General features: G+C 55.4%; 24 protein-coding genes and 1 pseudogene. 18 read left to right on the top strand and 7 right to left on the bottom strand.

Going from position 1 to position 23,410, the window contains the following annotated elements; genetic code table 11:
- Window positions 1-6 precede the first annotated feature (6 nt).
- From V6575_RS10155 to V6575_RS10070, 18 genes are all read left to right on the top strand, one after another.
- Window positions 7-1,194 carry a tail fiber domain-containing protein gene (locus V6575_RS10155; protein WP_340274197.1) on the top strand — a complete coding sequence of 396 codons (1,188 nt, stop codon included), beginning with the start codon at window positions 7-9 and terminating at the stop codon, window positions 1,192-1,194.
- 9 nt (window positions 1,195-1,203) lie between these two features.
- Window positions 1,204-2,193, top strand: a complete 990-nt coding sequence (locus V6575_RS10150) for a hypothetical protein (RefSeq protein WP_340274196.1) — start codon at window positions 1,204-1,206, stop codon at window positions 2,191-2,193.
- Window positions 2,193-2,906, top strand: coding sequence for a putative 2OG-Fe(II) oxygenase (locus V6575_RS10145; RefSeq protein WP_340274195.1), 714 nt, complete (start codon window positions 2,193-2,195; stop codon window positions 2,904-2,906). The genes V6575_RS10150 and V6575_RS10145 overlap by 1 nt, the downstream gene beginning before the upstream one ends.
- 505 nt (window positions 2,907-3,411) lie before the next feature.
- On the top strand, window positions 3,412-3,684 hold the full coding sequence (locus V6575_RS10140) for a hypothetical protein (protein WP_340274194.1): 273 nt from the start codon (window positions 3,412-3,414) through the stop codon (window positions 3,682-3,684).
- Between the two features lie 9 nt (window positions 3,685-3,693).
- Complete coding sequence (locus V6575_RS10135) at window positions 3,694-4,314, top strand: 2OG-Fe(II) oxygenase family protein (RefSeq protein WP_340274193.1); 621 nt, start codon at window positions 3,694-3,696, stop codon at window positions 4,312-4,314.
- Window positions 4,311-5,648: a radical SAM/SPASM domain-containing protein gene (locus V6575_RS10130; RefSeq protein WP_340274192.1), complete on the top strand. Its 1,338-nt coding sequence runs from the start codon at window positions 4,311-4,313 to the stop codon at window positions 5,646-5,648. Before V6575_RS10135 ends, V6575_RS10130 begins: the two co-directional genes overlap by 4 nt.
- 89 nt (window positions 5,649-5,737) lie before the next feature.
- On the top strand, window positions 5,738-6,970 hold the full coding sequence (locus V6575_RS10125) for a phage tail protein (protein WP_340274191.1): 1,233 nt from the start codon (window positions 5,738-5,740) through the stop codon (window positions 6,968-6,970).
- 46 nt (window positions 6,971-7,016) lie between these two features.
- A complete protein-coding gene (locus V6575_RS10120; protein WP_340274190.1) occupies window positions 7,017-7,526 on the top strand; it encodes a phage major tail tube protein in 510 nt (169 codons plus the stop codon).
- Window positions 7,527-7,602: 76 nt separating this feature from the next.
- Complete coding sequence (locus V6575_RS10115) at window positions 7,603-7,911, top strand: phage tail assembly protein (RefSeq protein WP_340274189.1); 309 nt, start codon at window positions 7,603-7,605, stop codon at window positions 7,909-7,911.
- Between the two features lie 269 nt (window positions 7,912-8,180).
- Window positions 8,181-10,544, top strand: a complete 2,364-nt coding sequence (locus tag V6575_RS10110; RefSeq protein ID WP_340274188.1) for a phage tail tape measure protein — start codon at window positions 8,181-8,183, stop codon at window positions 10,542-10,544.
- A 10-nt stretch (window positions 10,545-10,554) separates the two neighbouring features.
- Window positions 10,555-10,989, top strand: a complete 435-nt coding sequence (locus V6575_RS10105; protein WP_340274187.1) for a phage tail protein — start codon at window positions 10,555-10,557, stop codon at window positions 10,987-10,989.
- An 8-nt stretch (window positions 10,990-10,997) separates the two neighbouring features.
- Window positions 10,998-11,219 (top strand): tail protein X, encoded by a 222-nt coding sequence (locus tag V6575_RS10100; RefSeq protein ID WP_340274186.1) that lies wholly within the window; start codon window positions 10,998-11,000, stop codon window positions 11,217-11,219.
- A gap of 3 nt (window positions 11,220-11,222) precedes the next feature.
- The gene (locus tag V6575_RS10095; protein ID WP_340274185.1) at window positions 11,223-12,236 is read left to right on the top strand and encodes a phage late control D family protein; all 1,014 of its coding nucleotides are present in this window, start codon (window positions 11,223-11,225) and stop codon (window positions 12,234-12,236) included.
- 27 nt (window positions 12,237-12,263) lie between these two features.
- Complete coding sequence (locus V6575_RS10090) at window positions 12,264-12,980, top strand: peptidoglycan-binding protein (RefSeq protein WP_340274184.1); 717 nt, start codon at window positions 12,264-12,266, stop codon at window positions 12,978-12,980.
- Between the two features lie 3 nt (window positions 12,981-12,983).
- Entirely contained in the window at window positions 12,984-13,259 is a 276-nt protein-coding gene (locus V6575_RS10085; protein WP_340274183.1) for a hypothetical protein, read from the top strand.
- Window positions 13,252-13,707: a hypothetical protein gene (locus V6575_RS10080; RefSeq protein ID WP_340274182.1), complete on the top strand. Its 456-nt coding sequence runs from the start codon at window positions 13,252-13,254 to the stop codon at window positions 13,705-13,707. Before V6575_RS10085 ends, V6575_RS10080 begins: the two co-directional genes overlap by 8 nt.
- Window positions 13,708-13,857: 150 nt before the next feature.
- Window positions 13,858-14,184, top strand: coding sequence for a hypothetical protein (locus tag V6575_RS10075; protein WP_340274181.1), 327 nt, complete (start codon window positions 13,858-13,860; stop codon window positions 14,182-14,184).
- Between the two features lie 69 nt (window positions 14,185-14,253).
- Entirely contained in the window at window positions 14,254-16,407 is a 2,154-nt protein-coding gene (locus V6575_RS10070; RefSeq protein WP_340274180.1) for a tetratricopeptide repeat protein, read from the top strand.
- 286 nt (window positions 16,408-16,693) lie between these two features.
- Here the strand turns inward: V6575_RS10070 and V6575_RS10065 are convergent, their stop codons facing one another.
- The 7 genes and pseudogenes from V6575_RS10065 to V6575_RS10035 form a co-directional block, all read right to left on the bottom strand.
- Complete coding sequence (locus V6575_RS10065) at window positions 16,694-17,065, bottom strand: avidin/streptavidin family protein (RefSeq protein ID WP_340274179.1); 372 nt, start codon at window positions 17,063-17,065, stop codon at window positions 16,694-16,696.
- A gap of 259 nt (window positions 17,066-17,324) precedes the next feature.
- Window positions 17,325-17,421 (bottom strand): annotated as a pseudogene (locus V6575_RS23325) (integrase core domain-containing protein); the annotation flags it as partial.
- A 344-nt stretch (window positions 17,422-17,765) separates the two neighbouring features.
- Entirely contained in the window at window positions 17,766-18,161 is a 396-nt protein-coding gene (locus tag V6575_RS10055; protein ID WP_340274178.1) for a type II toxin-antitoxin system HicB family antitoxin, read from the bottom strand.
- 14 nt (window positions 18,162-18,175) lie between these two features.
- The gene (locus V6575_RS10050) at window positions 18,176-18,358 is read right to left on the bottom strand and encodes a type II toxin-antitoxin system HicA family toxin (RefSeq protein WP_340274177.1); all 183 of its coding nucleotides are present in this window, start codon (window positions 18,356-18,358) and stop codon (window positions 18,176-18,178) included.
- 481 nt (window positions 18,359-18,839) lie between these two features.
- The gene (locus V6575_RS10045; RefSeq protein ID WP_340274176.1) at window positions 18,840-20,357 is read right to left on the bottom strand and encodes an amidase; all 1,518 of its coding nucleotides are present in this window, start codon (window positions 20,355-20,357) and stop codon (window positions 18,840-18,842) included.
- A 52-nt stretch (window positions 20,358-20,409) separates the two neighbouring features.
- Entirely contained in the window at window positions 20,410-21,798 is a 1,389-nt protein-coding gene (locus tag V6575_RS10040) for a M20 family metallopeptidase (RefSeq protein WP_340274175.1), read from the bottom strand.
- Window positions 21,799-21,802: 4 nt separating this feature from the next.
- Window positions 21,803-23,398 (bottom strand): gamma-glutamyltransferase, encoded by a 1,596-nt coding sequence (locus tag V6575_RS10035; RefSeq protein ID WP_340274174.1) that lies wholly within the window; start codon window positions 23,396-23,398, stop codon window positions 21,803-21,805.
- Window positions 23,399-23,410: the final 12 nt, after the last annotated feature.

The following is a 23,410-nucleotide window of genomic DNA, read 5'->3' as shown; positions in this document are numbered from 1 at the left end:
AATACCATGCAGGATACAAAGACACCTCGCGGGTATCCGATTCCGGATCCCGCAAACGATATCAGCGTAGATTTTCCCCGGATCGCTTCGGCTTTAGGTCTGGTGGATAACGACATTGCAAATTTGTTGTCGAGCGTTTCACAACGTGCACTGAGCGATCACCAACATCTGATTTCCGAGATTGAGGGACTGTCGGATGTGCTGGCCAATCTGGCAAATTCATCCGGGAACCACACGCACGCTTTGGGGGACTTGTCGGATGTTGACGTGACATCTGCCCAGACCAACATGGTCCTGGCATTTATTGGGGGGGTGTGGACAGCCGCTGTCATGAATGCTGCAAATCTTGCGGTGTCTCAAGGCGGCGGTATCACGGCCAACAACGTTCAGGATGCTCTGGTCCACCTGCATTCATCCAAAGCTACCCAGGCAGACATCGATAATACTCTGGCCGGTGTGATCGGTGCCGCTCCAACCACTCTTGATACTTTGAACGAACTGGCGGCGGCGCTTGGAGATGACCCGAATTTTGCCACCACGGTGGCCAGCCAGATTGCTGCAGTGAGTGCATCGGCATCAGCCAAGCTTGCGCGAACCGGTGGAACGCTGACCGGGAACGTCCGGTTCAACGACAATGTGAAGGCAAATTTTGGAAACAGCGATGACTTTCGAGTATTTCACAATGGTTCTCATGCTTATCTCGATAACTACACTGGGAATATTTATCTCCGGAATCGCGTCCATGCTGCGGAGTTTCATTTCCAGGGCGAGGATTCGGGGGGCACGCTTCGGACGATCGTCACACTTCAAGATGGCTATTACCTGCGCGCCTATTGTTCGGGTGTCGAGCGGCTACGCACAACAACGGCGGGTGTAACCGTCTACGGAGACATGAACTCGACATCCGACAAGCGTCTTAAAGAGGACTTCCAGCCAATTGAGAACGCTCTCGATAAGCTTCTGCAGCTCAATGGCCTGACGTTTATGCGCAAAGGGCACGACAAGCGGAGCATAGGCTTGATAGCCCAAGAGGTTGAGGCTCAATTCCCTGAGGCTGTGAGTGAAGATCAGGATGGTAACAAGCTGTTGGCAATAGCCAATCTCATGGGGCCGGTGGTCGAGGCAATTCGGGAGCTGAACGAAGTCATTGAAGCCCAGGGGGCTGAAATTAAGGCCCTTCAAGCGGCAAACTAAGGTGATGTCATGAGCATTGAAGTTGTGCGAGGAGCGTCCAAGGCCGCTCTTCCGACCCGTCTTGTCATTACACTCGAAGAGAAAAGCCTCACGGTTGCGACTTTTATTCAGGAACCTCCCAACAGGACCCATAACCTGCTGGCAGATCAACCAGTGCAATATGAAAGCCGCAAGGCAGATTTCACCACGACCAGCACCTCAAATGGCCGCACAGGTGCGCCTGATCTGAGCGTTTCCGGTATTCGGGTGACTTTCGATGATATCGATTGGAGCCCAGATGAGCTGGTCGAAGTCCTGGAACTCCGCAATCTGCTTGCCCCGGAGGACCAAATTCCGGATCCATATGCCAAGCCGGTTTTTACGTCGACCGGGAAAATAAGTTTCTTCCTGGATGGTTTGGTCGGCGCTGATGAGGTTGTGCCGTATTCGATCATCGATCTTCTGACCTCTGCGGGGTATCAGCCAAGCCCCTGGGTGAACCGATTGCAGGAAACCAGGCGCGGTAAGGTGCTGCATGCAGCTCGTTGGCGTGCCAGTCAGAATGCCCGGATGGCGGTGAGCATCTACTTTCCGTTCGTTTCGGAAAGTCTTTTCGATCAGCATATTCATGTCGTGTCTTCTGGATACGACCCGATCATAAACCACCCTATCGACAACATTGTCGATGAGGCGGATTTGCCTGGCTATGGCGCAGCTCTCTGGCAGAGCCATTTCTGGCACGTCCATGCTGATGGAAGTCTGAAAGTGTCTGCCGGTGATCTTGTCGATGTTCCGGTGGTCATTCGGCAAAATGAGGGGGGAGGACTTTGCGAAGAGGATCTTACTCTGCGGGTTTCCAGTGATTGCGGTTATTTGCCCAAGAGACGGATCAGGTTTGAGGCCGGAAAGGCGACAATCCGAGTTCGCGCGCTGGATTTAATCGCGGGCGATATAATGAAGGTGAAGATAAACACCGAGCATTTTTCGGGTGTTGGGTCTTTTCAGATTGAGGTCCAGTGATGGAGCAGGATATCCAGATTGATACGATTTACCCGCGATTTGTCATGCGTAAGCGGTTCCCTGAGCTGGCACCAGGCTTCAATGAGCAGCTTATGGAACTGGCGATTGCAGACGCAATGGCCAACAGAGTGCCTGCTGGGGGGCATGATCGGTCCATCGGCGAAGATGTAACGCATCTTGCACATCTGCGTCACAATTTCCTTGATGATGCCAGGGACCCGGTGGTCGCGCAGTTCATAAAAATGGTCGACCATACCGTTCGGGAATACCTATCAGCCGTCTATCATTATGATCACGAGGGCGAGATAGACATGATGTCTGATACCTTTTGGCAAAACCGGGAGGAGGGGCAGAATGTCGGCATCAATTGCCATACTCATTTCAAGTCGGATCTGGTTGCAACCTACTATCTGAACACGGGGTGCGAACCCGGTGAAGATAACCCACTCAGACAGGGTGCCCTCCGCTTTTATGATCCGCAAAACCTTGGTGTTCGTCCCTGGCCGAACCGCAATCCAGGGCTAGTGCAAAACGGTTGGTACAACATTGTCCCCGAACCTGGAATGATGGTGGTCTTCGAGGGGCATATCCCGCACGACAGCACCTATTTCGGTGGGGAGCAAAGACTGTGTATCCCTGTCATGTGCGATGTGAAGACGAGCCGGTCCCATATCAAGAAACCCGTATCGGAACTCCTACGGAACCAGGGGTAGGCAGATGACGCTTCGCATTAGTGGAACGGTCGTAATCAGCAGCGCCCGGGTGTTGCAGGGCTTGGGGTCTGGTTCGGTCGCATCAACGGGAAAAAGTTCTAGCGGCAGCGGAAAATACTTCAACTATTCCGGCACAAAAATTGACTTTTCCCAAGGTCGGCCCCGTCTGCTTTTGAACCAGTCGATTTTCAATTGTGACGTAGTTACCAACCCTAATTGTAATTGCGATTGCCGATGCTAACGGCGAAGGGCGGAACCCATGGCGTTCAAAATCAATGGCACCACGGTCATAAGCAATGCTCGTGAGTTATCCAATCTGAGTGCCAGCAGCATTGGTGCCGTCACCAGCAGCAATGGCTCTGGTGCATACTTTCATTACAAAAACAGTGCGCTGGAAGTTGTCGGCGGAAAGCTTCGGCTAAAAGTTGTTCGCACTGGATACAACTGCGACGACATGTATGTGAACTGCAATTGTAACTGTGATTGCAGATGCTAGGAGGCAGATGTGGCCAGCCTTAAAATCAACGGCACAACCGTGGTCGATGGAAACAGGAATCTCCAAAATCTTGCAAGTTCTTCCGCTGGATCGAGCACCAATACTCAGTCCGGATCCGGAAAATTCTTTCAATGGAGTTCAAGCGTAAACCTTCGGGTCGATGGCAATGGCAAGCTTGCCATGACCTTTGCGCAGACCCGTTACAATTGCGATGTGGAGAACAGAACGGGCGACAGTGACAGCTCCGTCTATCGAAGCGGCAACTGTACATTCAGTAGTTAGGAAATTGACATGGCTGAGCGGCTGCTCTTGCATGCAACGCACATTGGTTATGCGGATTTTGATGAGACGGCACAGGACTGCCAGTCACTCTTTCAAAAGCTATTGGACCTCCACCCGCTCAGCGATGGAGAAAGTGGCCCGATGAACTCATTGGAGCGCCGGGTGAGTGATGTGCTGGATCTTCCGGAGGCCATAAAAATCAAGACGGATATTTTGGCGGCGGTCGCTGGCTACATGGGGGACTGGTGGGCACAAAGCCTGCCTGTATCCATTGAGAACCGTGCGCTGATTATTCAGGATTATGGGCATATCAGCACTCATAGCGATAGCCGTGAAGGGGATGTTACGGCGGTCTATTTTCTGACCGGTCAGAACCAGGACATCAACACGGTGGGCAATCCGCGTTTTGTCATTGAGGATGAGCGATTGCGGCTTGATGAGCAGAGGATGCCCTGGGAGGGGCGGCACGGTTTTTCTGTCTGCCCAAAGCCCGGTCGCTGCATAATCTTTCCGAGCCGTGTTCCGCATAATCAGCATCCGTTCCGCGCTGGACCGGATCGGATGCCGCACATGCAAATCGTCGCAAATTTCAAATTTGATAATCTGCCAGATCCCGAGGATGAAGTATGAACGAGCATCAAGCGCGTGCTTTCCCGTTTCGATTTACAATGAAGCGCCCAGAGTCAGGTGAGGTCTTTTATCTTCTCTATGACAATCATACTTCGGAACTGGTTTTCGAAGGGACAGGGCAATCGGTTGTTGAGCCTTCAGAGGCCAGTGCCCGGTATATTTGGGAAACGGCACCTCAAGTGTCTCCTGATGCCCCCCTTGGCAAGAGCCGGCGAACGAGAACTTTGAAAATTCAGCTTGGATTGGGCTGCAATTATTCATGCTCCTATTGCCTGCAAGCGACCCAGCTCGGTGATCAGATCAAGACCAGCACGCGGGATGCTGAAATATTCCTCGAAAACATCAAGCGGCATGGCTGGTTCGGCGAGGATGTTCAGAACATCGAGTTTTGGGGCGGTGAGCCGATGCTTTATTGGCACAAGGTCCGGCTCCTTCTGGAGCCGCTGAGAGAACGTTGGCCCAAAGCACAAATGAGCATCGTAACCAACGGCTCGATGTTCAATGCTGAGATCCTTCAGGATATTCTCGACTATGAGTTTACGGTTGCGGTCTCACATGACGGACCTGGCCAACATCAAAGGGGGCCGGATCCGCTCGATGACCCGGAGGCGGGTGAGTGGTTGCGCAGGGCGGTTGCAGCGCTTTCCCCGCTCGGTCGTGTGAGCTTTAATTCAGTGATCACCTCTGGGAATTACGATTGCAACGCGATCATAGAATGGTTTGCGCAACGGTTTCCGAGCGTGCCGTCAAACTTCGAGGGCATTGGTTACGATTATCATGGAGACGCAAGCACGCGCTGGACGCAGGACAAGCTTGCTGACATGCAAAATCATATCGCAATCGGCATCATGGACGGCTCGTTGCTGAGCAGTCCGTTTTTTGTTGGGTCGGTGAACTCGATCCTTGAAACCCTTTCCAACCGGAGACCGTCGAGTGCGCTTGGCCAGCGGTGCGGGATGGATCGGGAGGAAAACATTGCCGTCGACCTGCTCGGCAATGTGACCACGTGTCAAAACACGGCGAGCCGTGGGAAGCATCGGCTTGGCCATATGATGTCTCTGGACAAGGTCAAGCTTGATACGTCCTGGCACTGGGCTGGCCGGGATGAATGCGGGTCTTGTCCTGTCCTTCAGCAGTGTGCCGGTGGCTGCATGTATCTTGAAAAGAATTCAGGCAATTGGGCGGCATCTTGCAATACGGAATTTCATTTTCGTACAGGTGTTCTGGCTGGGGCGCTCTATCACCTGACAGGCGGTGTCCTGGAGCATATCGGGGGGGATCTCATCCGGCCGGAATTGCCCGAGATTGAAATGCCCATGGTCGCTGCCGAGTAGCCGCCGAACAACCTGACTGCTCCGTTTATGTCCCGCTTTTAAGCGGGTTTTTTTGTGCCTGAAATCCCTGTGAAATGGAGTTCACAAAGATGACTGTCCCTGTTTTTGGTATGACCTTCACCCGGCCTGATAGCGGTCCGGTTCCTGCCCTTGGAGCTGATTTCTCCAAGGTTCTTATTATCGAGACTTCGGAAGATGCAAATGCTGCAACTTATCCACTCGATACGCCTATCCGGATCTCAACAAGTGATGCGGCCAAGGTTGCCGATCTGGGAACCGGGATGCTGGCGTCCTATGTCCAGGGCATCAATGACCAGCTCAACACCATCAATGCCGGTGCAGATGCAACCATCGTCCGTGTTGCCGAGGGAGCGGATGTCGCGGCGACCGCTGCCAATATAGCTGCCATCGTCAATACGATGAGTGAAATCCCCTCCAAGGTGAACGCAACGCCCCGTATCGTTCTGGCGGGGCGGACGGCCTGGCGTGAGGATCTCGACACCACAAGTCCAGTTGTGGCCGCTCTGGAGGCCAATCTGGGCAAGATCCTGGCGGTTGCTCCAGTCGATGTTGATGACACTTCAGCGGCCAACGCCATTGACGCACGCGAGACCATGGCGTCCGAGCGCGTTTTTCCAATTGGCATTGCAGCAAGGGTGTATGAAGCAGGTGCGCTGGTCACAAGGCCAATGTCACCCCGGATCGCCGGGCTGATGATGCGGGTGGATAATGAGAAATCAGGTTTCCCGTTTGATCCCTTCGCAAATCGCGCGATCTACGGCCTGGCTGGTGTCTCCCGCAAAATCCCGTTTTCTTTCGTTGACGGGTCGACGGAAGGCCAGCAGCTCCTGGCTGCCAATGTATCAATCGTGTCGGAGGGGGAAACCGGTGTCGATGGTGCGGTCGCTGATGGTGGGTACGTTTTTATCGGAACGGACAACGCTCAAACTGGCGAGCTTTGGGAGCAAATCCACCAGGTGCGCGGCGCTGATTATATTGTCACTCAGCTCATGGCAATCACGCGACAATTCCTTGGCCGCAAAATAACGGCCAGCTCCGTCGAGAGCTGGATCAACTCCATTGCCTTCGCTTTACGTGACCACAAGGCGGCGGACCGTATCCTCGGGTACACACCCAAAAACGAGATGTTTCAAAAAAGCCAGAATTCGCCTGAGAGCATCCGCCTTGGCCGTCTGAAGCTGAATATCGGCATCGAAGGGTGTCCAGTCTTCAAGGTCGCAGATCATGAGATCGCGCGCTATCGCCCGGCTGTCGAGGGCTTGGTGAATGAAATCGTTTCCAGCCTGAATGCGTCGATTTAATCGCGCGCAATGAAGTTGAACAATCCAGTCTTAGAAGGGACTAGAAATGCCTGCGCTTTATATGCTGACCGCCGTCGATGTTCGGCGTGCCGAAGAGGAGAATTCCTCCCGTGCCACAACGATTGCCAAGCTGACGATCCCACCGATCAACTTTATGAATGCGAGCCACAATCCGGGCGGCGGCGTGATGGCGGTCGACTTTACCTTGCCGCGCATCGAAGCGTTGGAGCCTGCTTTTGCGGTCAAGGGTATGGATACCGATGTTTTCCGGGGGATGGGAGCAAAGGATCGTTGGATCTTCGCCGGGGCCTGGCGCGACAAACAAACGGGGGTCGACATCCCCGGACGTGCGGTGATCGAAGGTGTCATATCCCAATGGGAGCCCGACGAAAGCGATCCCTCCGATTTCCAGGGATGCAATCACGTCTTCAAGGAAGTGACCCACTTCGAGCTGAGCCTCGATAGCACGGAACTTTACTACATCGACTTTTTCGAGCGGGTGCTGCGGACAAATGGCGAGGATCTCTTTGCTGGTGTGCGTGAAGCCCTCGGTTAATCCGATGGCCTGAATTCTTCTTGCCGGATGGTTGTCCATAGGCCGTTCGAATTTCTGACAATTGAGAGACAACGTAATGACTACAAAAGCCAAGACTATAACAGTTCCGCTTGATGAGGCGGTTGAGGTCGAAGGGGTGACCTATAGCAGTTTGACGCTTCGCAGAATGAAGGCGGGGGACGCGCTGGTCGGCGAGGGGGTAGAGAGCGAAGCCAAGACCGGTTTTCTGATGTTTGCCGCTCTGGCCGGTGTTTCGGTCGAAGTGATCCAAGAGCTGGATCTTGAGGACTTCGAAAAGCTGACGGAGGCGGCCATCCCAATGATGGGAAAGTCGGGGGCAAAGGCGCTCGAGGAGGCAAAAGCGAAGGCGAAGGCGGCAAGCTAGTCCCCTGGCGCGATCTCATTGCCCGCGTGGCGCGCGCGCTTAACACCTCGGTCATCGATTGCGAGGAATGGGATATCGACCGATTTCTGGCTTATGCGGACACGGTGGAGCGCATTGCCATGCAAGAGGCGGCACCTCCGCCAAGTCGATAAATTCCCTCACTCAGGATCTCCCGCAGGCAGGTGCATGCTTGCCTGTGGCTGCCTTGCGTTGGGGTGGTGCTTCCAAAATCGTTCAATTTTCCGGACCCAAAATAAAGGCTATGCATAATGGCAACGCTTGCTTCCAAATTGGTGGTTTCCTTGCTGGATCGCGTGACGGCTCCTGCACGCGCGATAGGCGGATCACTCGGCAAGCTTCATGATCGGGCTTCTGCCAATAACCGGGCCATGAACCAAATGCGTGGCCGAATGCTCGATGCGGCTGGTGTGGGGTACATCCTGGCTCAGGCCATTGCTGCGCCTGTCAGGGCGGCGCGAGAGTTTGAAAGCTCAATGGCCGATGTGAATAAGGTTGTTGACTTCGCTGAGCCTGATGGCTTGAAGAAAATGTCTGCAAATATCTTGGCAATGTCGCGCAGATTGCCGGTTGCTGCCAACGGGATCGCTGACATTGTTGCTGCCGCTGGCCAGGCAGGCATGAAGGGTGGGGAGCTTCTGGCCTTTGCCGAGATCGCCGCAAAAGTTGGTGTGGCCTTTGATATTTCAGCGGACGAAACTGGCGAGGCTCTGGCAAAGATCAAGACCGCCCTGGGGTTAACCGTCGATCAGACTTCGGAGTTGGCCGATGTTCTCAATCACCTGTCCAACACCTCGGCCAGCTCTGCGCCGGATTTGCTCAACTTCATGAAACGGGTCGGCTCGGTTGGTCTGCAATATGGTTTTGCTGCGCGCGAAACGGCAGCTTTTGGATCGGCGATGATCGCAGCAGGAGCGCCTGCGGATGTGGCCGCGACCAGCTTCCGGAACATGGGCAAGGCCCTGGCGCGCGGAGCCTCTGCCACAACGGCAAATCGACGAGCCTTGAAGGCTCTGGGGCTTGATGCCAAGACGGTTGCCTCAAGCCTGCAAAAGGATGCCGTGGGCACCATGCAGGATGTGATTGCCCGGATTCGCGCTTTGCCGAAAGAAATCCAGTCCTCGACCGTTTCTGATCTTTTTGGCGATGAGGCAAGGGCGCTTATGCCTCTCATCTCCAATTCGGGCTTGCTGGCAAATGCGCTTTCCGAGGTTGCCAGTGAAACCAAATATCTAGGCTCAGCACAAAAGGAATTCGAGGTTCGCTCAACAACCTTTGATGCGCGCCTTCAGTCTTTCAAAAACCGGTTGACTGAAGCTGCGATTGCAATCGGAAACGCTTTGCTTCCGGCTCTGAGCAGCTTGATGGATATCCTTTCCCCCTTGATCGGGGCGATTACCGGTCTGGCGGTTGCTTATCCGCAAGTTACCGTCGCCGTATTTGGTCTGACGGCTGGTTTGGTCGCCTTGAGGGTGGCGACCCTATCGGCCAGATTCGCTTTCCTGTTTCTGAAAGGCGGCGCGCTCGATGCGGGTATGGGCGTTTCCAGGGGGGCAGGTTTGATCGAGGCGGGGACCAAAAGAATGCGCCTGGCTGTGATTGCAGCCAGCATGCTTTCGTCTGTTGGCGGCGGCGGGTTATTTACAGGCTTGGCCGCAGGGGCCTCGGCTGCCTCTGGTGTGATCGTCGCAACAGCTACTGCTATCGGGTCGGCGATTGCCGGGGTCACGTTGCCGATCTGGGGTCTGATTGCCGCTGCTGCCGCTGTCGGCTTGGCGATTTATCGGTATTGGGAACCAATCAAGAATTTTGTGGCTGGGTTCGCTTCCTCAATCGGGGACGCACTCGGTCCTGTTGTCGATGCTCTGGGCGCTTTTGCAGGTGAGATTGCGTCAATGGTTGCAAGTTGGGCGGGTGACCGCCTGGTCGACATAGGGAGCTGGCTCGGCATTGATGAGCAGACCGTGCGAGCAGCTCTTGATCGCGCAAAGTCTGTGATCGGGAATGCTATTGGCTGGATTGTCGAGGCATTTGCCGGATTACCGGCTGCGGTCGGCAATTGGTTCTCCAACCTCTTTTCGGTCAAGGATTATTCAGATGAGGCCGAGGCCGAATTTCGCGATTCTGGCCGACGAGTTGGCGAGGCCCTGATTAATGGGATCAAATCAGCTTTCCAGGCGCTTTGGGAATTTCTCAGCTCGATTCCTGCACGGGTACGAGAGGCAATAGGAAGCATTGATCTGACGGGATTGTTTTCATGGCCATCCATGCCCGAATGGCTTGGTGGAGCGCCTGCGGCAGCCGTAAGGCCCGCGATAGATGGTGCGCGCGCTGCCGGTGGACCTGTTGTCGCGGGGCGTACCTATCGGGTCAACGAAAAGGGCGACGAGCTGTATACGCCCGACCGCAACGGTTTCATTCATAGCGCGGCCTCGACCAAGCGGATTCTTGCCGGAGCATCCGGGTCTCCAGCCGCCGCTCCGTTGTCTGTTTCCTTCGGAGACATTGTAATTCAGGGAATTCAGGATCCTTCTGCCATTGCCGATCTGATCGGGGCGGAACTTGAGGCGCGGCTGTCAGGTCTACAGGCCGACAGCGAGTGGTCGGTCGCATAAGGGGAGAGCTATGCTTTACATGCTTGGAACGGTCGAGATCGACACTCGGCCATTCAGCGCCGATGACGTCCAGCGCAATGGAACGGCGGATCTGGTGAAAAAGCCGGTCATTGGCGGGATGGCTCCTTCAGAATTCACCGGTGATGGTGGGGAGACGCTGACTATTTCGGGTCAACTTCTGCCGAGCAAGATCGGTGGCCTGACAGAGCTGGAAGCCCTTCAGGAAATGCGGCGACAAGGCGCGCGGTTTCCCGTCATGCGCGGCGATGGCGCACGCCTTGGAACCTTTGCGATTGCCGCCATAAGTGAAAGCCATAAGACCCTCTTGCGTGATGGTGTCGGATTTGTGGTCAGCTACTCGATCCAAATGCAACGCGTCCAGCAAGACCAGGGCGGGCGGCGTCAAACAGTGCAAGGTCTCTTGTCCCTGTTCAACAATCTGTAGGAGTAGGTATGGCCGAAGAAGTCACGGTAATTGGCGACAATATCACCCTTGATCTGTTGTTGTGGCGTCGTTTCGGGATCCGTGGGCAAGGTCTTCTGGAGGAGGCTCTTGAGCTCAATCCGAAGCTGAGCTGGCAAGAAGCGTTCCTTGCGCCCGGATCAATTGTGCGTTTTCCGACCTTGCCGCCTGCGGGATCCGCAGACCGCGCGGTCGTCAGCTTGTTTGGATAGTGCATGGCCTGGAAAACAGACTGGAAAGTGATCATTGGTGACCAGGATATGTCCGCGAAAATGCGGCCGTTCCTGACCGATCTATCGGTCACAGACAAGGATGGACAGGCTTCCGACACATGCTCACTGACCTTCGATGATGAGGCCGGACAGATACGTTTGCCAACTGCAGGTACCAGCGTCGTGGTTCGCCTTGACGGGGTTCAGGTTTTCAAAGGCGTTTCCGATGTCCCTAAATCCTCCGGCTCTCGTGGCGGCGGAAGGCTCCTGAAGGTCGCGGCAAAGGGCTTTGATGCGCGGGGCAAGGTCAAGGAACCGCAACATTTTCACCAGGACGATGGGACGGTCGGGTCTTTCCTGGAGAAGCTTGCAAAGCGTGCTGGCTTCAACATGAAGGTTGCCCCTGAGCTGGCCAATATTGCGCGCGATTATCTGGTCGCCGATGGCGAGAGTTTCTTGCATTCTGGAGAACGCCTGGCGCGCGAGTTGGGCGGGACCTTCAAGCTTCGCGGGCTGGATGCGGTCCTTGCAAAACGGGGAATGGATCTTGGCTTGCCGATGGTCGTCGGCAATGTTGGTCCTGATGGGGCGAATGTCATCTCATGGGACATTGCGCCGACCTCGACGCGCAGCAGGTTCACCAAGATCAAAGTCCGTTATTTTGATCGTCAGGCCTCTGAGTTCAAAGAGGTTGATGCTGAAGTCGAAAGCGAAGACAGCCAGCCGGAAGCGGTGAACGTGGTTCGTTCAGTCGCTGCTGACAAGAGCCAGGCAGAAGATGTTGCCACAGCAAGGCGGGAAGAAGTGAGCCGGGAGGGGGGAGGCGGAACTGTCGAACTGGACCTGGCTCCCGAAGCCCAGGCCGAGGGGCTTTTCCAATTGACCGGCGCGCGCCCCGGCATAGACGGAATTTACCGGATTGTTTCGGTAACGCATCGCGCAAGTCGGAGCGGAGGGGCCACCACAAGACTTGAGTTAAAGCAGCCCTCCGGTGCGGCGGGCAAAGACAGCCGGTAAACCGGCACATACTTCAGCGAGGACAATATGAAGTTTGAACAGTGGCTGCAAAGCCGACTGACGGCGCATGGCTATGCCTGCGGGCCGATTGATGGCGTGATTGGCAATGCGACGGTTCGGGCCATAAAGGCCTTCGAGCGGCGGCACGGACTGCCGGTTGATGGCACGGCAGATGATGCGGTGGTGGCAGCGCTCCGCACATCAAGCTCTGTCCTTTCCGATGCCGAAAAGGCACGTCTGCCAAATCGATCTCCCGATTTGAGAACAGACACCGACAGGCGTACCTGGCCACGCCAACGGGACGTACGAAAGGTTTTTGGCGAGGTCGGCACCCGGCAGGTCAAGGTCAAAGTGCCCTGGGATTTGTTTCTCGCCTGGGACACGAATGTTCAGGTCAGCGGCATGACGTTGCATGAGCTTGTCGCGCCCTCTGCGGAGCGGATCTTCGCCCGGATCAAGCAGACCTATTCGGACGAGCAGATCCGCCAACTTGGTCTGCACTTGTTTGGTGGCTCGTTGAACGTCCGCAGGATGCGGGGCGGCAATGCCTATTCGATGCATTCCTGGGGCATTGCAATCGATTGGGATCCTGTCCGGAACCAGCTTCGCTGGCGTCGGCCAAAGGCGCGGCTGTCTTGTGCCGACGCGGATCGCTTTTGGAAAATCTGGCAGGACGAGGGCTGGACCTCTCTTGGCCAGGCGCGTGATTTCGACTGGATGCATGTCCAGGCAGCGGGGCTTTAGGCGATGCAAAAAACACTTACGCAAAAGACACCCCCACAAAAAACATGGAAGCGGGAAACCGCGCTGTTGATGATCTTCTTTCTGTTGTTCCTGGCTATTTTCGATCTGCTGTCTGGCGGCGGTACCGGCGCGCTTGAATGGGCATCGTTGTTCGCCTTGCCGTTCATCGGCTTTGCTGCGGCGGCCTTTGGGCTGGATGCGGCAACCAAACAGGGCAGGTGGGGCCGTCCGCATGGCGGGCCTGATCATTTGCCACCGGAAGGCTTCGCCAATGATTGAGGCGTTGGTTTTGTTGGTGGGCATGGGCGTTACAACGCTGCTGGCCTATGGCGGGCTTGTGGCGGCTGTTGTGTTCTTTCTGGCGCGATGGCGACCGGAGGTGCCGCGCTTCCTGTCTGAGGCACTGGTGGCGGTGGCGCTGGTGGTGTCCGCCTGGCACTTCTCTGCGCTGCACCACGACCGGGAACAGGACTTGCGGCAAATGCGGCAGGAGGCTGCGGAGCTGTCCCGCAGAGCCCTTGCTTACAAACGGGCGATGCAATCGGCGCAGGCTGATGCGTTGGCGCGATCCAAACAGATGCAATCACTCCAGGAGATGCAGGATGAATACACGGATGCCCTGGCGGCTGGCGCGGCTGTCGCTTGCCCTGCTGACGCTGATTACATTGCCCGGATGCAAAACATCCGGGTCGGCAGCACTGGTGGATCTTCCTCAGCCGGAAACTGACCTCTTGGTGCCGTGCCCTGACCCGGGCCTGACCGGAGACAAGGGGCGCGATGCCCTGAGGCACCGGGCGGCTTTGGCTGCCTGCGAGGCCAGACGGGCAGGGTGGCAGAGCTTTTATGAAACACTAGACACTGAACTGGCGAGGCCGTGATGCGGGATTATCTTGAATGGATGCAAGACCAAGTCTCGGGCCGCGTTCTGGTGATCGCGGCCTTCGCCTTCATAGGGGCAAGCCTGCCAAAGGATCTGACGGTTCGCCAGCGGGGGCAAGCGTTCTTTGTGGGCGGGCTTGCGGCTCTGGTGTTCGGGGAACCTGTACGGGAATTGCTGGCCCTGTCCGACACCTGGGCCTATGGCATGGCCGGTATTTTGGCCATGACTGGCCGGAATATCGCCATCTTCATCCTCCGGGCCTCAAGGGATCCGGCAAGCGCTGCGCGGGAGGTGCTCGGGATCTGGCGAGGGAGGGATCGGTAGCAAAATACCTCTTGAAGAGATTGCACCAACCGCTACTCTGGCGAGCATAGAGTTTGGGGTGGATAGCTGTTGTTCAAAGATAAAACTTGCCTTGAGAAATTTGTAACAATCCTTGTCGGAACGTCGGTTGCTGGTGCTGCAGGTTTGGGCGCTACAGTTGCGCCAGGTGGGTTGGTTGCACTGGTCGCGGGGGGAGGGCTGCTGAGCCACCTGCGCGGTAAACGTCAGCAGGATGCTCAACATCTTTCAACACACATTGCAAAGCGTGTTGAAAGCGAGTGGCGCGGCTGGGTCGAACAGTCCTCCGGAACAAGTGAAGGAGATCTTGTAAATGCGGTTGCCTCGTTCGAAGAGGTTGCGCTGCAATGCAAGCCAAGCGCTGGGGATATTGTCGGAAAACAGCTGGATGCAAGCGCAGTCGCCCACCTGGTGCTTCAGCGCGCAGAAAACATTCGGCCAGAGCTTTATGCTGACCGTGATCCAGCCAATCCAACGGCGAGATTAGCCCGTGATTTTCTCTTCACGCTGACATTCCAAACTTATCAGATTTTGACTGAAAGTCCGGATTACCTCTCCACAATCGCACCGGATCTTTGGCGGGGTGTATTGGAAGGACAAGCAGAATTAAAAGCCGATACCAGCGCTATTCGCGAAGATACACGTGCAATTCGAGAGGAATATGCGGCCGAGCTGACTATTGCCCAGAGAACATTGCATGCGACCGAGTCCGACTTGATTGCGTTGCTGACGTTTATTCTGGAAAAGCGGGTTTCTCGCGACGATCTTCTGCAAGACCTCGAAAAGTCTTACGAGCGATTGACAGATCTGCGGAGCAGCATGGGAGATTTGAGTTCGCTCGCCAATGAAGCCCCCGAAATCCTGCCCCTGTTGCAAAAGGCCGATGCTGCGCTTGCCTTGGGGGCTGGTTTTTCCCTTGATGACGCAGACACTGCGCTCGCCCAGGCCGATGCTCGTTATATGGAGATCATCGAAGAACGGGATGAGCAACTCAAGCGGGACAAGGAAAACCGGGCCTTGATTTTAGCCAAGCGCGCCGAACTTGCATTGGTAACCTTCAACTTTAGTTCAGCAGTTAAGCTCTATAGACAGCAACTTGGCTGCTTGCGTGACGTATTTGGCGAGGATCATCCTTCAACGGCGATCAGCTACGACAACGTGGCCGCTAATCTTGATGCTCAGGGCCTTTATTCCGATGCCGAGCCGCTTTTCCGCAAGGTTCTTGAGATCAGCGCGCGTGTTCTTGGGGAGGATCATCCTTCAACGGCGATCAGCTACAACAACTTGGCCGCTAATCTGAATGCTCAGGGCCTTTATTCTGATGCCGAGCCGCTTTTCCGCAAGGGTCTTGAGATCCGCGCGCGTGTTCTGGGTGAGGATCATCCTGATACGGCGAGCAGCTACAACAACGTGGCCTACAATCTGAATGCTCAGGGCCTTTATTCCGATGCCGAGCCGCTTTTCCGCAAGGGTCTTGAAATATTCGAGCGTGTTCTGGGGGAGGATCATCCTGATACGGCGACCAGTTACAACAACGTGGCCTCGAACCTTGATGATCAGGGCCTTTATTCCGATGCCGAGCCGCTTTACCGCAAGGGTCTTGAGATCCGCGCGCGTGTTATGGGTGAGGATCATCCTGATACGGCGAGCAGCTACAACAACGTGGCCTACAATCTGAATGCTCAGGGCCTTTATTCCGATGCCGAGCCGCTTTTCCGCAAGGGTCTTGAGATCCGCGCGCGTGTTCTGGGTGAGGATCATCCTGATACGGCGACCAGCTACAACAACGTGGCCTCGAACCTTGATGATCAGGGCCTTTATTCCGATGCCGAGCCGCTTTACCGGAAGGGTCTTGATATCAGCGCGCGTGTTCTGGGGGAGGATCATCCTGATACGGCGACCAGCTACAACAACGTGGCCTACAATCTGAATGCTCAGGGCCTTTATTCCGATGCCGAGCCGCTTTACCGGAAGGGTCTTGAGATCCGCGCGCGTGTTCTGGGTGAGGATCATCCTTCAACGGCGAGCAGCTACAACAACGTGGCCTCCAATCTGAATGCTCAGGGCTTTTATTCCGATGCCGAGCCGCTTTTCCGCAAGGGTCTTGAAATTCTCGAACGGGTGCTGGGTGAGGCGCATCCAAATACTCAATTTATGCGGTCAAACCTCGAACAAAATCTGAAGAACCAAGGGAAGCTTCCCTAATCGAATATGTCGATGCGCTTGTTCCACCCACGCGTCGTTGCCGCCCGGATAATCAGACCTCACTTCAACATAGACATCCGCGCATTGCGTGCGCCCGTTGCCATGGCAAGCACGCTGCATTCTTTCTGACCGGACGCATTCAATCGTGACCCGGCTGGAATGTTTTCCCAGGTCAAACACATTTCTGAAATTCCTCAGTAACGAGGGATCCGGAGCGCGCAAACGCTCCGGACTATCCGGCCTTTCTCCGCCAGCATGACGGAAGAGATTCCCTTGGAGGATAAGACTATGGTCTCGTAAAGGTGCCCGCGCCCGCTAAAATGGAAGACCATAATTCGTTTGGCTCACGGCTATCAGGCACATTCTTTGTTAGATACCAAAGTGTCTTGATTTCAACTTGACCTGTGCTGGTTTCCGTTTGTTGCCCAGCCCAAGTTGTCAAGGAACCATAGCGCCCAAAATTGACTGTAAATGTTATTAAGTCTCCAGTTACAAAACCAGTAAGATCGAATTCTTCACTAGGCGCTGGGAGACCTACGTTTGTCCTGTATTCGCCTGACAGGAGATTGACATTAACGACCAGATCCATTTCAGAGCCAAGGCCATTTTCCCATGTGCCGTTAAAATCTACACTTGCTGGTGGTGATGGTATAATCATAAATTTAACTCCATTAAATTTAAAATTGTAATAATAAGTATTACACTAAAAAGTGATTTTTTCAAATTATTGTGGAATTTATGTAAAAGGACGCAGTAAATTTTTATAGGGCAGTCTAATTGGCCTTCGCGTTGTTTATGTTTTTGCCTGTTGTTGTCAATCCGCAAGTAACTGGAAATGTTGATCGATTTATGGATGACGATACTTTTCAAATGAGAGAGGCTATGAGCAGCTCAACATTATTGGTCCAGCTTGAAAGGATGATTATCTGGGCCTCGCGTACCGAATAGAAGACTTCGCCCGTTCAGTTTTTCATCCCGCATCCTCCCATTGAAGCTCTCGCAGTATTCGTTCTCCTAGGACAACCTTAGCTAGATGTATGCCGTTTTGGCCCCAACGGCTTTGATCTAATCTCTGACGGTCTCAGCAATGACCTAAGGGCTATAACACCTTTTGGCTTCGGTCTCTTAACCGCCATCTCTGGTCCTCCGTTTTCCTAAACACAGGGGGACCAATTCAAAGGGGAAGGCTCAGCTTCTTTTTCCGTGTGAAATTGCGTCAACAGCGCGGGGCACTTCCTTAAGGGCTTTCTCAAGATCTGCCTTTTAAGCTTCAAGGTTCCCGGCTATGATGGTGGTTGCAATTTTTGATTTCAGAACTTCACTCCCTCTAATTATGTGCATTATCGTGCGATTTCAGACTATCCGTATGTAATGTCTGTTCTGGCAAGGTCTGCCAGATAGGCAGAGCGGGTCAGCCCACGGTCGGTGGCTGTTTTGTCGATTGCAGAAAGCAGCCCGGCGTCAATGGTGATGTTGGCCCGCTGGCTCCGTCCGGTGAGGCGCACCAGCGGGGTAAGAATAAGGAAAGCCCCTTTTGCAAGTTCGGCTAGGACTTCCGGATCTTTTCTGACCTCGGCAAGTTCGCGTGCATGGGGAAGGTCTTCGTCTTCAAGGTGGAGGGCGAGCGCCTCGCTTGCCTTGACAACCAGGGTATCCAGATCATCCGATGCAGAGAAGCAGCCGGGCACGTCCGGAAACTGAATGCCATAGGCGCTATCGCCTTCCTGATGCACCAAGCCAATATAAACATGCATGTCAATTACTCCTGTTAGAGCCAACCGGCTTGCCGGTAGATGCTGCGGACGGTTCCGAGCGGCAAGTCCTTTTTGGGATGAGGGACCGTTACGATCAGGTTTCCCTTTTTGAACTTGTGATGTGAACCAACAACCTTGACCAGCTCAAAGCCATCTTTTTCAAGCTTCTTGAGGATCTTTCTGCTGTTGGTTTCCATCGTTTCCGCTCCATTTGATGTGTATAATAATACGCACTTTGCGCATCAAAGGCAAGGGATGTGCGTATTTAAATGCGCATTATTGTTTAGCGCTCTGATCCTTCGGGATTATCAGCGGGTGGTGCAGTTGGTTTGCGCACTCCAATGAACATCGAGGGAACTCCGATTCGAATCCGGCTCCGCTCGGCTCAATTTCTTTCCTTATCCGTTCACGCGGATCGCATAGACTTCGACCGGAAGCTGCCCAAATGCGGGTGGGTGATCGGCGTTATGCGTTCGCAATTGCCTGTTTAGGTGCGGGGAGGTGGCTAAATTTCTCAATGATTTCAAATAGCCAAAATCCAAAAATTTCATAGGTGCGGGGAGCAAAAAACCCTTTATTTTCAGTGGTGTTAGCAGTCCTGTCGGGGTCACCACTTTTTACAAAATTTTTAATGGCAAAGGCCAGAGCGCAGAACGTTCTGGCCTTACGTGCTGCTGCTTATCCGACCGTCAAAAAGCCGGGTGCATCGCGCAGGGGCGGGGCGTTGCGGAGGGTCTGGATGTCCGGGCCGCTCACAGCCAGGTCCGGGGTGCCCGCAATGAGTGCTTCGATTTCTGCGGCAACGCTGAGGACGCCGAGGTCATTGTTCCGCTGGCCAATGATTTGCAGGCCGAAGGGCATCCCGTTTGCATCCCGTCCACAGGGAATGGTGATGGAGGGGTGTCCGGCCAGGGTCGAGGCATAGGCAAGCCCGAGCCAATGATAGTAGCTCTTGGTCGCAACCCCGTCGATCTGGGTCGGATAGAGTTCGTGCCAGTCGCGCGGGCTGATGGTGACAGCCGGTGTCAGCAGATAGTCGTGCTGAGCGAAAAACGCATTCCAGGCGCGTTGGTAGCCACCGTGCATCACCAGAGCCTGGGCGATGTCGTCTGCTGTGTAGGACCGTCCTTCGCGGACATTCTGCGCAACATTCTCTCCGACCAGATCAGGCTGTTCATCCAGGAATTTGGCGTGTGTGCCGACAAACCCGATGGCTCTGAGCACAGAGAAAATGCGATCTGCGCCGGTGCAGTCAGGGCTTGTCATCTCCGTTCTTGCAAAAAACGGCGTAATCTTCGGCAATATGCTGGCAAAGTGTTTGCGGATCATGCCCTCAGTCGGGGCAAAGCCGAAGTCTTCTGTTGCAGCCATTTTGAGCGATGACAGATCGCAGGGCGGCAGATGGGCAAAGCTTGACGGTGACCATGTGGTCTTGCCGTCGACAACTGCTGTAAAGGGATCCCGGTTGTCGGCGCGGGCCATGACCGACAGGAGCAGGCTTGCGTCCTTGACCGATCTGGCCATGGGTCCAACGGTACTCAGGGGCAGCAAGGCCATGGGGCGGGCCGGTCCTGGCACCACGCCGAAGCTCGGACGATAGCCGACGACGCCGCAAAAGGCTGCCGGGTTTCGCAAAGAACCCCCGAGGTCTGATCCGCTGGCCAAAGGCATCATGCCGCAGGCGAGTGCTGCCGCGGACCCTCCTGACGAACCTGCGCTGCTGCGGGTCAGGTCATGAGGGTTGGCCGTTGCCCCATAGACCCGATTGACGGTGTTGGCGCCCGCGCTCCACTCCGGATTGTTGGTCTTTCCCATGGGCATTGCCCCGGCGGCTCTGAGGCCGGTGACCATCGGGTCATCTTGTGCGGCGATGTTGTCGCGAAAGATCAGCGAACCATAGGTGGTCGGCAGACCTTTGACGTCGATCATGTCCTTGATGCCAATGGGTAGGCCGTGAAGTAGGCCAAGATTATCGCCGCGCATGACAGCAGCTTCGGCGGCCTTGCTGTTGGTGTTCAGGTCTTCAAAATCGCGCGCGACAAGAGCGTTCACGGCGTGATCAACCTGTTCCACCCGGCGGATACAGGCGTCCGCCAACTCCACCGGGGAAAGCTGTTTTCTGGCAATCAGAGCGCGGGCTTCAGCCGCGCCAAAGTCTGCGGGATCAGTCGGCTTGGGCTGAAGAGGGCTGGTCACGTGGTTGTCCTGTCTTGAAAGGCTGTCGATCCTGGCGCGCGTTCTTGCACAATTAAGCTTTTGGTGTTTCACCAGCCCCAATGTCCCAAAACAGGCCGGCCATGACCTGCAGTGCATTTCGGCTGCCCGATTTCAGGGCGTGTTCATTTGGTGCATGCTGGGAACAAGCCCGATAGGAATGAGGCACCCAGACTGTTGGCAGGCCAAGAATATCGCTGAAGCTGTCATTTGGCAGGGACCCGGCGAGATTTGGCAGTACGTGGGGTGGTTTGCCAGCAGTTTTCGTCAGAGATGTGTGAACGAATTGCACCCAGGGATGATCTGGTGACAGGCGTGTCGCCCGGAAGAACCCACGATCATGCGGTGTGATCTCGACCGCCTCAAAGCCATTTGCATCCAGATGACGGCGCAGGGACGGGAGGATATCCTCTGGGGGCGTTCCGACAACATAGCGTAGCTGGCATGTGGCGTTTGCCTTGGCCGAAATCGCGTTAACAGGCGCTTCCGGCACGCCGCTTGTCATGGCCAGAATGGCAAAGCTGTTCCAGCCATAGGCGCGCTCGACCGAGGTCAGGCTTTCCTCGCCCCAGTTCGGATCGATAGCCGGTCCGCCTTCGCTTTCGATTGGCAGGCCTTTGAGGGCTGCTTTGACATCCGGTGTCAGGCTGTTCGGACGCCACTCGGGTATGTTGATCTGTCCACGTGCATCGGTGATGGTCGCCAGGGCGTGGACCAGGATCATAGCCGGGTCAGACAGAAGCCCGCCCCAGTTGCCGGAGTGATGAGCGCCTTCGCGCAGGTTGACGGAAAGGTCAAAGGTGATGCCGCCTCTTGATCCCATGAACATGGTCGGCGTTTCTGGTTGCAGTCTTGGTCCGTCGGAAGCAATCAACACATCAGCTGAGAGCCGATCCTTGTTGGCCTCAAAGAATTCTGCGAGGCCGGATGACCCGACTTCTTCGCTCATCTCGATGACAAAGCGACTGTTGAAACCGAGTTTGCCACGTGCGGCAATGACGGCCTCAATCGCGGCAATATTGATCAGGTGCTGACCCTTGTTGTCGGCGGTGCCACGGCCATAAAGCCGGTCGCCTTCTTCCACAAGTTTGAAAGGGTGCAGGCCTTCACGCCACTGGTCTGTCTGAGAGCGGATGACGTCGCCGTGGCCATAGGTCAGGACGGTGGGCAGGTCATCACCTTCGTGCCGTTCGCCAATCAGAAGCGGACCGCCACATGGATCCGGGTTTGGGAATATCTCACAGGTGTATCCGGCAGATGCCAGACGGGGCATCATTGCCTCGTCCAGATAGCGCTGAAGTTCAGCGATTTGATCCGGGTTTTGGCTTTCGGTTTCAAAGGCAATCAGGGCTGCAAGTTCGCTCTGAAAGTCACCTTTGTCGAAATAGGACGACGCAAACTCAATCGCAACATCGCGGGTCATGAAATTACCTGTCTAATGTGTCTGTTTCAGAAACAGCGTCGCCCCATGGCGACATGATTTCGGTGCAGCCTGAGTTCAACGACCCGCGCCGCATGACGCCAGCCGGGCAGGCGAAGGCATAGGGAAAAACTGTACGCGGTACGCGGCGCACGTCGTGGTCCCGCGATAGAGCATCGATGACGTCGTTGGGGAGAGTTTCATCTGCGACCACCAGCGGCCCGCCTGACATATCAATGCGGGGCTGATGGAAGGCGGCCTCCAGATCCATGTTGAAGTCCATCACAAACGATGACATCTGCGCAACCGCCGAGACGATCTTGCGACCGCCTGAAGCCCCAAAGGCAAAGCGGGTGTCGCCGATCTCGCCAATCGCCGGGCAGACATTCATCAGGCAGCGTTTGTCCGGCCCAAGGGAATTGGGTTGTCCTGCGACCGGATCGAACCACATGATGCCATTGTTCATCAGGAAACCGGTGGAGGGAGACACAACGCGGGAGCCGAAGATGGACAGCAATGTCTGAGTCTGAGACACCATGTTGCCTTGGCGGTCAACAACGGAAAAATGCGTTGTGCAGCCTGGCGCATCCGGACTCTCGCCGGGGTCTCCCATGGAGGCAAACCGTTGTGCATAGGCAGCTTTCAGTGCTGCGGCATAGGCAGTGTAGTCTGTTGGCCCAGGGGCTTTCGAAAGTTCCGGTTGCCTTTTCGACAATTCATTCAAGGTTGCCTGCAGCGTTGGTCCGCCGGTGAGGCCGGGAACGGCATGCATATGTCCACCGCGATAGGCAAAGCTCAAGGCATCGTGGAACTCAGCATTGTAGGCTTGCAGGTCTCGGCGCGACAGAGCGCCGCCTTTTGCGCGCACATCTGCCACCATCGCAGCGCCAACGTCGCCGTCATAGAGTTCGCGAGCGCCATTGCGGGCGATCTGCTCAAGACTGTCTGCCATCCGGCTTTGGTCGAGGCGCTTTTCGGCAAGCGCGGTCCAGCCAGATATGGTCGGCCATTGGCCGTCTTCCAGAAACAGGGCTGCAGCATCCGGGTCCTTGGCCAGTTGCCGTGTCGTCGATGCAATCAGGAGAGCGGCATACCAGTCGACCAGCGTGCCCTTTTGGGCGCATTCAATGGCTGGCTGCAACAGCTCTGCCCATGGCATCCGGCCGAAGCGCTGATGAACCTGGCCCAACCCGTCGACCGTGCCCGGTACGGCAATGGCAGTCGCACCCTGAACGTTTCTATCGTCCACGACCTGTTCCCAGGGGAAGAGATCGCTGGCCTTGCCAGCGCCGGTCAGCGGATAATTGGCCGGATCAAGTTCTTCCGGTGACTTCATGCCATGGTTCAGGGCAATGGCTTTTTGGGCGTCTGCACGCCAGAGCATCATGGCCCCCCCAGCCGCAGGACCGCTCATCCAAGGCTCCACGACGCCAATCGCAAAGGACGTTGCAACAGCTGCATCAACGGCATCGCCGCCTGCTGCAAGCACTTCCGCACCGACATGAGCGGCAATGCTGTTTTGAGCGGCGACAACGCCATGTTCCGTCTCGACCACGGTCTTACGGGTGGTCTGTGTATTCGACAGGGCGGAGATATTATGCATGGCTTATGGTGT

This window comes from Roseibium algae (genome assembly GCF_037783265.1).
In the GTDB taxonomy this organism is placed as follows: Bacteria; Pseudomonadota; Alphaproteobacteria; order Rhizobiales; family Stappiaceae; genus Roseibium; species Roseibium algae.
Note: the sequence above shows the minus strand (reverse complement) of the source record. Positions and strands in the feature narration are given on the sequence as shown.

What these genes read in the sequence shown, in the direction of transcription:
- V6575_RS10090 (WP_340274184.1), top strand. Translation starts at nt 12,264, where the DNA reads ATGAAGTTTGAACAGTGGCTGCAAAGCCGACTGACGGCGCATGGCTAT.
- V6575_RS10125 (WP_340274191.1), top strand. Translation starts at nt 5,738, where the DNA reads ATGACTGTCCCTGTTTTTGGTATGACCTTCACCCGGCCTGATAGCGGT.
- V6575_RS10080 (WP_340274182.1), top strand. Translation starts at nt 13,252, where the DNA reads ATGATTGAGGCGTTGGTTTTGTTGGTGGGCATGGGCGTTACAACGCTG.
- V6575_RS10110 (WP_340274188.1), top strand. Translation starts at nt 8,181, where the DNA reads ATGGCAACGCTTGCTTCCAAATTGGTGGTTTCCTTGCTGGATCGCGTG.
- V6575_RS10035 (WP_340274174.1), bottom strand. Translation starts at nt 23,398, where the DNA reads ATGCATAATATCTCCGCCCTGTCGAATACACAGACCACCCGTAAGACC.
- V6575_RS10150 (WP_340274196.1), top strand. Translation starts at nt 1,204, where the DNA reads ATGAGCATTGAAGTTGTGCGAGGAGCGTCCAAGGCCGCTCTTCCGACC.
- V6575_RS10105 (WP_340274187.1), top strand. Translation starts at nt 10,555, where the DNA reads ATGCTTTACATGCTTGGAACGGTCGAGATCGACACTCGGCCATTCAGC.
- V6575_RS10065 (WP_340274179.1), bottom strand. Translation starts at nt 17,065, where the DNA reads ATGATTATACCATCACCACCAGCAAGTGTAGATTTTAACGGCACATGG.
- V6575_RS10115 (WP_340274189.1), top strand. Translation starts at nt 7,603, where the DNA reads ATGACTACAAAAGCCAAGACTATAACAGTTCCGCTTGATGAGGCGGTT.
- V6575_RS10120 (WP_340274190.1), top strand. Translation starts at nt 7,017, where the DNA reads ATGCCTGCGCTTTATATGCTGACCGCCGTCGATGTTCGGCGTGCCGAA.
- V6575_RS10075 (WP_340274181.1), top strand. Translation starts at nt 13,858, where the DNA reads ATGCGGGATTATCTTGAATGGATGCAAGACCAAGTCTCGGGCCGCGTT.
- V6575_RS10155 (WP_340274197.1), top strand. Translation starts at nt 7, where the DNA reads ATGCAGGATACAAAGACACCTCGCGGGTATCCGATTCCGGATCCCGCA.
- V6575_RS10130 (WP_340274192.1), top strand. Translation starts at nt 4,311, where the DNA reads ATGAACGAGCATCAAGCGCGTGCTTTCCCGTTTCGATTTACAATGAAG.
- V6575_RS10085 (WP_340274183.1), top strand. Translation starts at nt 12,984, where the DNA reads ATGCAAAAAACACTTACGCAAAAGACACCCCCACAAAAAACATGGAAG.
- V6575_RS10100 (WP_340274186.1), top strand. Translation starts at nt 10,998, where the DNA reads ATGGCCGAAGAAGTCACGGTAATTGGCGACAATATCACCCTTGATCTG.
- V6575_RS10135 (WP_340274193.1), top strand. Translation starts at nt 3,694, where the DNA reads ATGGCTGAGCGGCTGCTCTTGCATGCAACGCACATTGGTTATGCGGAT.
- V6575_RS10145 (WP_340274195.1), top strand. Translation starts at nt 2,193, where the DNA reads ATGGAGCAGGATATCCAGATTGATACGATTTACCCGCGATTTGTCATG.
- V6575_RS10040 (WP_340274175.1), bottom strand. Translation starts at nt 21,798, where the DNA reads ATGACCCGCGATGTTGCGATTGAGTTTGCGTCGTCCTATTTCGACAAA.
- V6575_RS10055 (WP_340274178.1), bottom strand. Translation starts at nt 18,161, where the DNA reads ATGCATGTTTATATTGGCTTGGTGCATCAGGAAGGCGATAGCGCCTAT.
- V6575_RS10050 (WP_340274177.1), bottom strand. Translation starts at nt 18,358, where the DNA reads ATGGAAACCAACAGCAGAAAGATCCTCAAGAAGCTTGAAAAAGATGGC.
- V6575_RS10095 (WP_340274185.1), top strand. Translation starts at nt 11,223, where the DNA reads ATGGCCTGGAAAACAGACTGGAAAGTGATCATTGGTGACCAGGATATG.